The sequence below is a fragment of the Nocardioides sp. BE266 genome (assembly GCF_031457855.1).
Taxonomy (GTDB): Bacteria; Actinomycetota; Actinomycetes; order Propionibacteriales; family Nocardioidaceae; genus Nocardioides.
This window is the reverse complement of the sequence record NZ_JAURTI010000004.1, coordinates 340,358-352,706: the sequence shown is the minus strand read 5'-3', so window position 1 is coordinate 352,706 and position 12,349 is coordinate 340,358. Positions and strand designations below refer to the sequence as shown.

Sequence of the window (12,349 nt, the reverse complement as noted above, 5' to 3'; positions counted from 1 at the left end):
GGGAGTCCCCCGCCGTGTCGCGGTGGGCGGTTTGCTCAGTCGTGCTCGAGGTGCTCGATGTCGCGGAAGCCGGTGCGCTTGGCCCGCACGCCGCGGTTGGTGAACCAGGTGAGCGCCCAGAGCACCACTCCGACGGCGAGCAGGCCGCCGGCGATCTTGTACTGCACCATGTCGGCCTCGAGGCGCGCCCACGGGCCGAGGAGGTAGCCGCAGAAGACCGCGCCGAGGACCGGGAGCAGCGACGGCGCCCGGAAGGCGCCGTCGGGCGTCGGGTCGCGGCGCAGGATCAGGCAGGCGATGTTGACGATGGTGAAGACCGCGAGCAGCAGGAGTGCCGTGGTGCCGGACAGGGCCGCGACCACCGAGGACTCCGAGTCCAGGGTGACCACGGTGATCAGGGCGAGCGCGAGCAGCGTGGTGAAGATGATGGCCGTCCACGGCGACCGGCGTCCCGGGAGCACCTTGCCGAGCGAGCGCGGCAGCACGTCCTGCTGCGCCATGCCGTAGATCAGGCGGCTGGCCATCAGCATGTTGATGAGGGCGGTGTTGGCGACCGCGAAGACGGTGAGGAACGGGAAGAGCTTGTCGATCGGCAGGTCGGGGGCGCCGACCTTGACCACGTCGAGCAGGATGCCGGCCTCCGCGTTGGTCGGCTCGGCGATCTGGCCGGCCGGGATCACCGCGACCACGGAGATCGCGACGAGCATGTAGATGACCACCGCGATGCCCAGGCCCGTCAGCATCGTGCGCGGGAAGATCTTCATCGGGTCCTTGGTCTCCTCGACCATGTTGACCGAGTCCTCGAAGCCGACCATCGAGAAGAACGCGATGGCCGTCGCGATCGTGACGGCCATGAAGAGGCCCTTGTCGTCGGGGCTCTCGAAGACGGTGATCCGGCCCAGGTCGCCGTCGCCGCTGGCGATCACCCAGAAGCCGATCAGGATCACGATGGCGAGTGCGGTCATCTCGACGAGGGTCAGGAGCACGTTGAACTTCACGCTCTCCCCCACGCCGCGCAGGTTGATCGCGGCCAGCACGAGCATGAAGCAGAGCGCGGTGATGAGGGTGGCGGCCGAGCTCGGCTCGTCGTTGCCGAAGCCGATCAGCAGGTTGGCGGCCAGCAGGTTGGACGACGTCGAGGCGCTCGTGATGCCCGAGCAGACCACGGTGAAGGCGACCAGGAACGTGACGAAGTGGATGCCGAACGCCTTGTGCGTGTAGAGCGCTGCACCCGCGGCCTGGGGGTACTTGGTGACCAGCTCGAGGTACGAGAACGCGGTGATCGTGGCGACCGCGAAGGCCACCAGGAACGGCAGCCAGGCGATGCCGCCGACCTGCCCGGCGAGCTTGCCGGTGACGGCGTACACGCCCGCGCCGAGGATGTCTCCGACGATGAAGAGGAGGAGCAGCTTGGGCCCCAGCACCCGCTTGAGGTCCGCGTCCTCCGGGCCGTTGACGTCGGGCTCGGCGGCTTCGGTCGTGCTCATGGGGGCTCCCCTCGTCGGTCCGTGCCCGGGCACGGCGTGCCCTCACCCTCGCGTGTGAGCGCGGTGCGAGGCAACCTCTGCACCTTCCTGGGGAGGGAGAACCGCCGATCCGGCGCGGTCTCGGACGGCGGGGCACCCTTCCCGACTTGGATCGATCTAACTACCCTGCTGCCCATGCCGAAGCGTGTTGCGCTCCTGACGGCCGGTGGCTACGCCCCCTGCCTGTCCTCCGCAGTGGGTGCCCTGATCGAGTCCTACGACGCCACCGACCCCTCCATCGAGCTGATCGCCTACAAGCACGGCTACCACGGCCTGCTCACCGGCAACAGCCTGGTGATCGGGCCCGAGGAGCGAGCCGGTGCGGCCCTCCTGCACCGCTACGGCGGCAGCCCGATCGGCAACAGCCGGGTCAAGCTCACCAACGACGACGACTGCCGCCGCCGCGGCCTGATCGGCGAGGGCGAGACGGCGCTGGAGGTCGCGGCCCGGCGCCTGCAGGCCGACGGCGTGGACGTCCTGCACACCATCGGCGGCGACGACACCAACACCGCGGCGGCCGACCTGGCGGCGTACCTCCACACGCTGGGGTCCGAGCTCACCGTCGTCGGCCTGCCCAAGACCATCGACAACGACATCGTGCCGATCCGGCAGAGCCTGGGCGCGCAGACAGCCGCCGAGCAGGCGTCGCGGTTCGCCCAGAACGTGCTCGCCGAGCACGGCTCCAACCCGCGCATGCTGATCGTGCACGAGGTGATGGGCCGCGCCAGCGGCTGGCTGACCGCCGCCGCGGCCCGTGACTACATGGCCTGGCACGCCGAGCAGGAGTGGCTGCCCGGGATCGGGCTCGACCCGCGCCGCTGGGCCATCCACGCGGTCTACGTCCCCGAGCTCGGCATCGACCTCGCTGCCGAGGCCGAGCGGCTGCGCGCGGTGATGGACGAGATCGGCTGCGTCAACATCTTCCTCGCCGAGGGCGCCGGCATCGACGACATCGTGGCCGACCTCGAGTCCGCGGGCGAGACCGTCGGGCGCGACCCCTTCGGCCACGTGAAGATCGACACCATCAACCCGGGTCGCTACTTCGCCGACCGCTTCTCCGAGGCCATCGGCGCCGAGAAGAAGATGGTGCAGAAGTCGGGCTACTTCTCCCGCTCCGCACCGGCCAACGACACCGACCGCGCACTGATCCGCGAGATGGCCGAGCTCGCCGTCGCCTGCGCCCTCGACGGCACGCCCGGCGTCATCGGCCACGACGAGGATCGCGGCGACGAGCTGCGCGCGATCGAGTTCGAGCGGATCGCCGGCCACAAGGCCTTCGACGCGACGCAGCCCTGGTTCACCGACCTCCTGGCGGGCATCGGCCAGGCCTGAGGAGCCTCAGGCTTCCTGCGGCTCGGCGCGGTTGGTGACGCGGAGCCCGGCGGCGGGCAGGACGCGGGGCAGGGTCTGGAGGTACGCCGCGCTGGCGAAGGCGATCGCGGCGAGCACCCACCAGATCGTGGTCGCGCCGTGGGCGAGCAGCCAGGTGAAGGCCACCGGCGTGACGGCTCCCCCGACGCCCCAGCTGAGCTGGAAGAGTCCGAGGTAGCGCCCGCGCAGGTGGTCGGGCGCGGCTTCGGCTGCGGTCGCACTGAAGACCGGGCCGCCGGCGAGCTCGCCGCCGGTGTAGACGGCGGCCCCGACCAGCATTACCGCGACGGCCAGCCACACCGGGAGCCAGCCGGCCACCACGAACATGGCGTAGCTCGTCACGAACACCAACTGGGCCAGCCCCATCATGCGGGCGCGGACCTGCCCGGTCATGCGTCGTACGACGATGCCCTGGCCGAGCCCGACGAGGGCGGTGTTGACCGTGAAGATGGCGCCGACCACCCAACCGGGGAGGTCGATGGTCTCGGCGACATAGACGGGCAGGGCGAAGTTGAGCACCATCATCCCGACGACGAACCCCATCTGGCCGGCGACCAGACGCAGGTAGGCGCCGTCGCGGAAGACCGCACCCCACCCCTCGACCGGCGCGTCGTCGGCCTTGGCCACCCGGTGGTCGGGCACGTCGAGCAGCAGCGCGTAGGCGATGACGAAGGTGATCGCGTTGATCACGACCACCGACTGGTAGGCGACGTCGGTGCCGATCTGCAGCGCGATGCCGGCGAGCACGCCGCCGACGGAGTAGCCGAGGTTGCGCACCGCCTGGAGGAAGCCGAACCACAGCTCCCGCTCGCCGGGCGCGGAGATCGCGGTGACCACGTTGCCGAAGGAGCCCCAGAACGACTGCCGCCCGACGTTGAGCAAGGTGGTCCACAGCGCCACCGCGAACAAGGAGTCGGCCCAGAGGTAGGCGACCATGCCGAGCGCCTGCACGAGGTTGCCGATCAGCATCATCCGGCGCGGGCCGAAGCGGTCGACGAAGCTGCCGATCACCAACGCCCCGGGCATCGTGAGCAGCGCCGACAGCGAGAGGGCCGACCCGATCTGCACGAGCGACAGGTCGGTCATCGCCAGGAAGTAGAGCAGCGTGATGGGCATGAACAACCCGCTGCCGACGGTGTCCGCGACGATCGCGGTCACGAATCGGCGGTGCTCCCCCACGTGAGGGAATCCGAGACGGCTCAGCACGTGTCCAGACTAGGGCCGCGCCACCCGGCTATGTTGCGGCACATGACCTTCTCGATCGTGGCCCGGTCCGACGACGGCGACTCGTGGGGCGTGGCCGTCGCGTCGAAGTTCCTGGCGGTGGGGTCTGCGGTCCCCGCTGCGGCGGCGGGTGTGGGCGCGATCGCCACGCAGGCCGACGCGAACCTCGCCTACAAGTACCTCGGCCTGGCCCACCTCGACGACGGCGCGACCGCGCAGGTGGCGCTCGACCGGCTCGTCGAGGAGGACGACGGCCGCGAGCACCGGCAGGCCGGTATCGTCGACTCCGACGGCAACGCCGCCACCTGGACCGGCTCCGAGTGCTTCGCGTGGGCGGGCGGGGTCACCGGCCGCAGCGGCGAGCGCGGCGGCTACGCCATCCAGGGCAACATCCTCACCGGCCCTGAGGTCGTCGAGGCGATGGAGAAGGCGTGGCAGGACTCCGAGAGCCAGCCGGTCGAGCGGCGCCTGCTGGCCGCCCTCACCGCCGGCGACGCCGCGGGAGGCGACAGCCGCGGCCGCCAGTCGGCGGCACTGCTCGTCGTACGCGACGGGGCCGGATACGGCGGGCACGACGACGTGGCGGTGGACCTCCGCGTCGACGACCACGCCGACCCGGTGACCGAGCTCGCCCGGCTGGTCGACCTCAACGAGCTCTACCTGACGGCCTCGACACCCGAGGAGCAGGTGCCCGTCGACGACGCGCTGATGATGGAGCTCGAGGCGCTGGCCAAGGCCGAGGGCAAGGACAGCTTCCACATGTGGGTCGGCTCGGAGAACTACGAGATGCGGGTCGACTCGGGCGCGCGCCCGGAGTGGATCGACCGCCGGATCCTCGGCATCATTCGTGGCGAGGAGCAGGCATGAGCATCCTCGCCATCGACGCCGGCACCACCGGCGTCACGGCTGTCGTCGTCACGCCGGACGGCCGGATCGAGGCAAAGGGCTACCAGGAGTTCCGCCAGCACTTCCCGCAGCCGGGGTGGGTCGAGCACTCCCCCGAGGAGATCTGGCAGGCGACGCTGGAGGCCACCCGCGAGGTGCTCGGCAAGGTCGACCAGTCCGCGCTCACCGCCGTCGGCATCACCAACCAGCGCGAGACGATCGTGCTCTGGGACCGCGAGACGCTGGGGTCGCCGCGGCGCGCGATCGTGTGGCAGGACCGGCGCACGGCCGACATCTGCGACCGCCTGCGCTCCGAGGGCCACGAGGACCGGGTCGCCGAGCTGACCGGCCTGCGGCTCGACCCGTACTTCTCCGGCACGAAGCTGATGTGGCTGGCCGAGCAGGAGCCGCACACGTGGGCGCTGGTGGAGTCCGGGAGGTACGCCGTCGGCACCGTCGACTCCTACCTGATCGCCCGGATGACCCGCGGCACGTGGCACGTCACCGACGTCTCCAACGCCTGCCGCACCCTGCTCTTCGACCTCGAGGCGGGCGACTGGTCCGACGAGCTGTGCTCGCTGTTCGGCGTGCCGCGCGACGCCCTGCCCGAGCTGGTGCCCAACTGGGGCGAGGTCGCGCCCACCGATCCGTCCACCTTCCTCGGTCTGTCGCTGCCGATCGCGGGCATCGCCGGCGACCAGCAGTCGGCGCTCTTCGGGCAGACCTGCTTCGAGGAGGGCGAGTCGAAGTGCACCTACGGCACGGGCTCGTTCATCCTCACCAACACCGGCTCGACCGTGGTCCGCAGCGACGCGGGGCTGCTCTCGACGGCCGCGTGGCGCTCGCCGGAGGGCGAGATGACGTACGCCCTCGAGGGGGCCATCTTCGTCACCGGCTCGGCGGTGCAGTGGCTGCGCGACGGGCTCCAGATCGTCGGCAGCGCCGCCGAGACGGCTGCCATCGCCGCGACCGTCGACGACACCGACGGCGTGGTCTTCGTGCCCGCCCTCACCGGCCTCGGCGCCCCGCACTGGGACCCGCACGCGCGCGGCATGATCATCGGCATCACCCGCGGCACCACCCGCGCCCACCTCGTGCGGGCCACGCTCGAGGCGATCGCCTTCGAGGTGCGCGACGTGCTCGAGACACTGCCCGAGCTGTCCACCCTGCGCGTCGACGGCGGCGCCGCGGCCAACGACCTGCTCTGTCAGTTCCAGGCCGACCAGGTCGGCCGGGCGGTCGAGCGACCGGAGATCGTGGAGACCACGGCGCTGGGCGCCGCCTTCCTCGCCGGCCTCGGCACCGGCGTGTGGTCGTCCACGGACGAGCTGCGCGACACGTGGGCGCTGGATCGCCGCTTCGAGGCCGGCGGCGACCGCGACGCACTCGACGCGTCGTACGCCCGCTGGTCCGACGCCGTCGAGCGGTCGAAGGGCTGGGGCTAGAGCTTCTGGCGGGCGGCCTTGGCATCGTCGACCTCGGCCCGCGCCTCGTCCACGGCCTCGACCGCCTCCTCCTGGGCCGCCTCGGCCTCGCCGAGCTCCTCGTCGACCTCCTCAAGGTCGGACTCGAGCCCGGCCACGCGGCTGCGCAGCTCGTCGATCTCCGACTGGATCTGCAAGGTCTTCGCCTGCAGCTTCTCCACCGACCGGCGCGCGGCCCGGTGCTCCTTCTCGGCCTCGGCCAGCACGATGCGGGCGTCGGAGAGTCGCTCGTCGGCAGCGGCACGTGCCTTCTCCTCCGCGTCCGGGTCCGGTACGACGTGGAGCTGGGGCCGCTCGGTGGGCTCCGGCGCCGCCGCCGGGCGGGCCTTCGCGCTGAAGCCGAGCGCCTCGGGGACGGCCACCGCACCGCTGAGGTCGAGGTCGCCGAGGCCGGTTGCCTCGAGGGCGGTCACGAGCATCCCGCTGCGCACCGCCTTCGCCGCGTCGGGCTCGAGCATCGCTGCCGTCAGCGTCGCCTCCACCTGGTCAGCTACCGACTGCGTCACCTTCACGCCCTCCTCCCGGGCCATTCGGCGGGCGGCGGTCGTGACAGAGGCGGTGAGCTGGCGACGCTGCTTGGTGAACTCCCGCAGCTGCGTGGCGTCGAGGTTCTCCTGCGCCTCGCGGAGGGCAGCGCCGACCGCCAGCACCTGGTCGACCTGGTCGGGGTCGCGGCGTACGAGCAGGTTGACGACCCACGCGGCAAGCGACGACTTGCGCAGGCCCTTGATCGAGCCGGCGAGCGCCTTGTCGGCCTTGTGCTCCTTCACCAGGGCGTCACGCGCCGGCGTGAAGTCGGCCAGCGACAGGGAGTAGAGCTCGTCGGCGATCTCGAGCAGCGGGTCGGCCATGCCCGTGATCCTAGGTGTGGACGGATCCGCCCGGTCTGGGCTGGGCCAGCAGTGGTCGTAGCTTGAACATGAGGATGCCGAGGTACTTGTCCATCACGGCCTGCTTGTGCGGGAAGCGCTCGCCGACCTCCCGCGACATCTGGGGCTCGACCGTGGTCTCCACCCACATCCCCGCCGTGCTGAACGTGTTGAGCAGGTCGGCCATCGTGTACGGCCGCTTGGTCAGCGTGACGCCCTCGTCCCAGTTGCGGTGGCGGTAGGAGAACGTGCTGGTGGAGAAGTACTCCTCGCCCAGGGTGGTCCCGTTCTCCTCCGAGCGCTCGATGGCGTAGCGGACCGGCTGGGTCCGGGTCAGCAGCACGAACCCGTCGTCGGTGAGCATCGACCGCGCGGTGCTGAGCGCGTGGACCGGGTCCGTGGCGTAGCCGAACGACTGGAGGAACAGGATCCGGTCGAACCGTCGACCCGCGAGGCGCGGCACCGCGGCCAGGTCGGAGAGGTCGCCCTGGAGGAGCTCCAGACCCTGCGGCGTCTCGGTGATGAAGGAGTCACTGATGTCCACTCCGACGGAGGCGACCGCGCCGTCCTGGACCAGCTGCGCGACCTTGGCTCCGTTGCCGCACCCTGCATCCAGCACGGACAGTCCGGTGACGTCGCCGAGCAGGTCGCGCTGTGCGGGCCACTCGACCAGCCGGTCCAGCGAGTCCTCCCGGGACCGTGCCTGCTCGTAGCCCGACGCGAGGTCGGCCCACGGTCGGCTCGCGTCACCACCACCGATGCCCGTCGAGCCCGCCGTCGGCTGAGGGTCCCCCGTCACCATGGAGGCAGGATAGTGAGGTGGCTCGCCGAGCCCGCGACAGCCGCCATGGCCGAGCGGGAATGTGGAGAGTGGTTTCGAGGCTCGCTGCGCTCGCTGGTCAACCGGTGGTTACGGCTACTGGGGCGGCGTACTCGACCTCGGTGGGGTACGGCGCCCAGGGGCAGTCCTGCGTCACGCCGGACGGGCTCCAGCCTAGCGTCTCGTAGAGCCGGCGGGCGCGGTGGTTGTCCTCCAGCACCCACAGCCGGCGGGCTCCTGCGGCCTCGGCGCGGGCGAAGCCCTCGCGGCCCAGGCCGGATCCCCAGTGGTCGGGGCGGACGGCGAGGTGGCGCAGGGTGGCGCCGTCGTGGGCGGTGAAGGCGATCAGTCCCTGCTCGTCCTCGACCACCTCGACCACGACCTCGGGGTCGTCGAGCAGCAGCGCCCAGCGGGCGAGCACGTCGTCGTCGGGGTAGGGCAGCTCACCGAAGACGTGGGCCAGCCCCGCCCGGCTCGAGACGCGCTCCAGGTCGCGGAGCGCCACGGCGTCGTCGGCCGTCGCGCGGCGCCAGTCGCTCATGGGCGACCCGCCTCGTCCCACGCGCGATGGGACGCGACCGTGCGGTCCCAGAGCGAGGTCCACTCCTCCTCGGTCACGTCGCCGACCGGCACGAGCAGGTCGTCGACAAGAGCGCCGCGCCAGTCGTCGTACGACGTCAGGTCGCGCTGGTCGCGCGAGCCCGGGGTAACCACGTGGTGCACCAGGCCGCGCACCGTGCGGAAGTCGGGTCCGGCGATGCGCTGCGCGACGACCACCCGACGGAAGGGTGACGCCTCGCCGCGGCTCAGCACCTCGTGGGAGGCGTCGATGACCGCGGCGGAGTGGTCGCGCGAGGTGACCACGATCCCGCTGATCGCCCCACCTGGCGGGTGGCGGTAGGTCCACGCGGCCGGCCCGGTCGGGCGGCCGGCGGCCTGGGCTCCGTAGCCGGCGCCGATGCCGAAGGACCACCCGTCTACGTCGTGGTCGCCCCGCACGAGCGGGAGCGGCTCCGCGAAGCCCTCCCCCAGCCCGGCGTCGGCCCACCAGTGGCCGCCGGGGTTGTCGTCGGTCGGCAGTCCCGAGACCACGAGCACGAGGTGGTTGAGCTCGGTGCCGAGCTGGTCCTCGGGGCGGAACCAGACGTGGCCGTGCCGTCGGCTCACCGCGAAGCCGAGCTCGGTCAGCAGCCACTCGAACGCGCCGTTCTGCTGGAAGCAGTAGCCCAGGCGTCCACCGCCCGCGGCCCGCGCGACGCTCGCCAGCGGGTCGACCGCATCGGGGCGCCCGAGCATGATGGAGAGGTTGTCGTAGGGGATGCGCGAGACATGGGCGCGGTGCACCCGTCGGAGGCCTTCGAGCGTCGCCGGTGGCCGCTCGGTGAGGCCGAGTCGCGCCAGGTAGCCCTCGACCTCGGTGGACCCGTCATGCATGCCTTGACACCCTCCTGTTCAGCCGCCGTTGCCGGGGCGAGCACGAACGTACCCGTAGGGGTGGACAACAGCCCCCTGCTACCCGATTTTGGGGTTGAGCGCGCTTCGACCCGGGTGTTCAGGTGAAGTCCGGTTCCCAGACGGGATCGTCCACCGGGGGGTGCATCCACGTGCGTCGACTTCTTCCACCGTTCCTCGCCGCCTCGCTGGCACTGCTGGCGCTCGCGCCGGCCGCACCGGTCACCGGAGCGCCCAACCCGGCGCTCGTGACGGTCATCCAGGCCGTGCCGGATGCCACCGTCGACGTCACCATCGACGGCCGCTCGGTCGCGACGGGCGCGGGCATCGGAGATGTCCTCGGTCCCTTCGACCTCGCGCCCGGCGACCACGACGTCTCCTTCGCGGGCGACGGGGTGGCGGTCGACACCAGCATCTCGGTCGACGCGGGCGCCGCCAGCGACGTAGTACTCCACCTGCCCGCCGACGTCGGCGGCGACCCGGTGGTGCACTCCTACGACGCGCCTACCGGCAAGATCGGTCCCGACAAGGCGCGGGTCCTGCTGGCCCACACCGCGACCGTCGCGCCCGCCGACGTGGAGGTCAACGGCGAGACCTTCTTCACCAACATCGCGAACGGCGAGTACGCCGACGCCGACGTCCCGGCGGGCACGATCAAGGTCGCGTTGCTGCCGTCCGGCACGACCGAGGACCCGATCCTCGGCCCGCTCGACGTGGCCCTCAAGGCCGAGACGCTCTCGATGATCTACGCCTACGGCAACCCGCGCGACGGCTCGATGAGCGCGATCGCCCACGTTGAGGACCTCTCGCCCGACGGTTCCGTGCGGCCCACGCGCATCGACACCGGGTCGGCCGGGCTCGTCGACGAGCCGGTCACCACCTTCGGCGACGACTCCGGCGCCGCGCGCACCGCCCTGGCCCTCGCCGCGCTGGGGGTGCTGCTCGCCGCGGGAGCCGTGGTCGTACGACGCCGCTCCCGCCCGGACGGTGCCACGCCGCCGGTCTGATGCGGACCCGACGTGTGCGGGGACTGGCGGTGACCGGCGTGCTGCTGGTGACGACGACATGGGGCTGCGCGGCTGCGGGCTCGTCCGGATCCTCGGACGGGCCCGCGCCCGCGCCGTCGGAGGCCTCCACCTCGATCGCCACGCCGACCGCCAGGGGGACGGTGCCGCCGGCGCGCCGGACCGGAGCGGTGCGCCCCGAGCCGCCCGCGGCGGCCACGCTGCCCAGCGGCCGCACGGTCCGGATCAGTCCGGTCGGCACGACGCCGGCCGGGTTCCTCGCGGTGCCCGAGGACATCGACGTCGCGGGCTGGTGGCGCGGCGGGTCCCGGCTGGGCGACCCGTTCGGCTCGATCCTGGTGGCCGCCCACGTCGACTCCAGCACGCAGGGCCTCGGCCCGTTCGCCGAGCTGCTGACCGTCGACCGCGGCACCCGGATCCGGATCACGTCGGCCGGCCTCCAGCAGGTCTTCCAGGTGAAGTCGCGCACGCTCGTTCCACAGGGGTCGCTCGCCGACGACTCGTGGATCTTCGACGTCGCCGGACCGGTGCGCCTCACCCTCGTGACCTGCGCGCCGCCGTACGACGCCTCACGCGGGGGCTACCAGAACCTGGCGGTCGTCACCGCTGTCCCGCTCGGTGCTCCGGAGGCGTCGTGACGAAGAAGAAGCAGTACAAGAAGAAGCTCCCGACGGTGCTGCCGCCCGCGCCGCGTCCGGCCTCGGACGCCGAGGTGCCACAGGCGGAGGTGCCACAGGCGGAGGTGCCACCGACGGCGCCTGCGCTCCCGACCCCACGGCCGCCGGAGCCGCGGCCGGCCGTGTCGCAGTCCACCGCTGACTTCGTGCGCGAGATGAAGCAGCGGGCCGGCGTGCGCGAGACGGCCCCGGTGCTCGACCCGGACCTCGACACCGACGACGACGCCGCCGACGACACCGATGACGAGCACGACGAGGACCACGAGCAGGAGGTCGAGGTCCAGGAGCCGTACGACGAGCCGTACGAAGAGGCCATCCTGGCGTACGACGAGCCCTACGAGGACGAGCCCGAGCGGTCCCGGCGACCGGTGCTGCCGCTGGTCCTGGTCGGCGTGCTTCTGATCGGCATCGCGGCCGGCGCGCTGGCGTACTGGTGGACGGCACGCGACGACGGCAGCCAGCAGGCCGGGAGCGGGTGGTCGGCGCCGGCCGGACTGAAGGCCGACGAGGGCTACGTGGAGACGCGGGTGCACGCCGACGGCAGCATGGAGGTCCGGCAGTGGATCCACGCGGACGAGCCGATCGACCGGGTGACCCTGCGGGTTCCGCACGTGTCGAGCGCCGGCCAGCTCGCGGCCGAGGACGTCGAGGTGCTGGCCGACGGGACCCCGGTCGCCGGCCAGGACGAGATCACCTACTTCACCGCGGCCTACGACCTGGGCGGCGCCACCGAGGTCGAGCTGCGCTACCGCCTGGTCGGCGCGATCCAGCGCAGCGACTCGGCGGCCGGCCGGGCGCTCGCGGTGGTGACGGGGCTGGAGGCCCGCTTCTCCCCCGCACCGGCGCGCGAGGTGCGGGTCGTCAAGGCGCCCGAGGTGCTCTCGCTGGCCTGCGCGCCCGTCGCTGACGGCTCGCCGGTCCCGTGCGGCAAGCCGGACGGCGACGGCGAGTGGCACGTCGACCTCAGCGGCGCGCGGACGACCGACCGCGTGCTCGCCTCCGTCACCGTGGGCTGA

The 12,349-nt window shown here is 72.0% G+C and carries 12 protein-coding genes; 6 read left to right on the top strand and 6 right to left on the bottom strand.

The features are described from left to right. Positions 1-35 precede the first annotated feature (35 nt). On the bottom strand, positions 36-1,487 hold the full coding sequence (locus J2X46_RS14035; RefSeq protein ID WP_310251546.1) for an APC family permease: 1,452 nt from the start codon (positions 1,485-1,487) through the stop codon (positions 36-38). Between the two features lie 174 nt (positions 1,488-1,661). On the opposite strand from J2X46_RS14035, the gene J2X46_RS14030 reads away from it, so the two are divergent. Next, on the top strand, positions 1,662-2,858 hold the full coding sequence (locus J2X46_RS14030; RefSeq protein ID WP_310251544.1) for a pyrophosphate--fructose-6-phosphate 1-phosphotransferase: 1,197 nt from the start codon (positions 1,662-1,664) through the stop codon (positions 2,856-2,858). 6 nt (positions 2,859-2,864) lie between these two features. Here J2X46_RS14030 and J2X46_RS14025 read toward each other — a convergent pair whose 3' ends face one another. Beyond that, positions 2,865-4,055 (bottom strand): MFS transporter, encoded by a 1,191-nt coding sequence (locus J2X46_RS14025; protein WP_310251542.1) that lies wholly within the window; start codon positions 4,053-4,055, stop codon positions 2,865-2,867. 90 nt (positions 4,056-4,145) lie between these two features. Here J2X46_RS14025 and J2X46_RS14020 point away from each other — a divergent pair, with 90 nt between their 5' ends. Together J2X46_RS14020 and glpK are read left to right on the top strand one after the other, a co-directional pair. Then, entirely contained in the window at positions 4,146-4,988 is an 843-nt protein-coding gene (locus J2X46_RS14020) for a DUF1028 domain-containing protein (RefSeq protein ID WP_310251540.1), read from the top strand. After that, the gene (gene glpK, locus J2X46_RS14015; protein ID WP_310251538.1) at positions 4,985-6,451 is read left to right on the top strand and encodes a glycerol kinase GlpK; all 1,467 of its coding nucleotides are present in this window, start codon (positions 4,985-4,987) and stop codon (positions 6,449-6,451) included. The genes J2X46_RS14020 and glpK overlap by 4 nt, the downstream gene beginning before the upstream one ends. Here glpK and J2X46_RS14010 read toward each other — a convergent pair. The 4 genes from J2X46_RS14010 to J2X46_RS13995 form a co-directional block, all read right to left on the bottom strand. After that, positions 6,448-7,341: a hypothetical protein gene (locus tag J2X46_RS14010; RefSeq protein WP_310251536.1), complete on the bottom strand. Its 894-nt coding sequence runs from the start codon at positions 7,339-7,341 to the stop codon at positions 6,448-6,450. The two genes, glpK and J2X46_RS14010, sit on opposite strands and share 4 nt — an antisense overlap. A 10-nt stretch (positions 7,342-7,351) precedes the next feature. After that, positions 7,352-8,161, bottom strand: coding sequence for a class I SAM-dependent methyltransferase (locus J2X46_RS14005; protein WP_310251534.1), 810 nt, complete (start codon positions 8,159-8,161; stop codon positions 7,352-7,354). 97 nt (positions 8,162-8,258) lie between these two features. Then, a complete protein-coding gene (locus J2X46_RS14000) occupies positions 8,259-8,720 on the bottom strand; it encodes a GNAT family N-acetyltransferase (protein WP_310251531.1) in 462 nt (153 codons plus the stop codon). After that, the gene (locus J2X46_RS13995) at positions 8,717-9,613 is read right to left on the bottom strand and encodes an arylamine N-acetyltransferase (RefSeq protein ID WP_310251529.1); all 897 of its coding nucleotides are present in this window, start codon (positions 9,611-9,613) and stop codon (positions 8,717-8,719) included. Before J2X46_RS13995 ends, J2X46_RS14000 begins: the two co-directional genes overlap by 4 nt. 170 nt (positions 9,614-9,783) lie before the next feature. Between J2X46_RS13995 and J2X46_RS13990 the strand changes: the two genes are divergently transcribed. Genes J2X46_RS13990 through J2X46_RS13980 form a run of 3 tightly spaced genes read left to right on the top strand, consistent with a single transcriptional unit; the run spans position 9,784 to position 12,349 of the window. Beyond that, positions 9,784-10,638 (top strand): DUF4397 domain-containing protein, encoded by an 855-nt coding sequence (locus J2X46_RS13990; protein WP_310251528.1) that lies wholly within the window; start codon positions 9,784-9,786, stop codon positions 10,636-10,638. Beyond that, complete coding sequence (locus J2X46_RS13985; RefSeq protein ID WP_310251526.1) at positions 10,638-11,294, top strand: sortase domain-bontaining protein; 657 nt, start codon at positions 10,638-10,640, stop codon at positions 11,292-11,294. Before J2X46_RS13990 ends, J2X46_RS13985 begins: the two co-directional genes overlap by 1 nt. Next, positions 11,291-12,349 (top strand): hypothetical protein, encoded by a 1,059-nt coding sequence (locus tag J2X46_RS13980; protein WP_310251524.1) that lies wholly within the window; start codon positions 11,291-11,293, stop codon positions 12,347-12,349. The genes J2X46_RS13985 and J2X46_RS13980 overlap by 4 nt, the downstream gene beginning before the upstream one ends.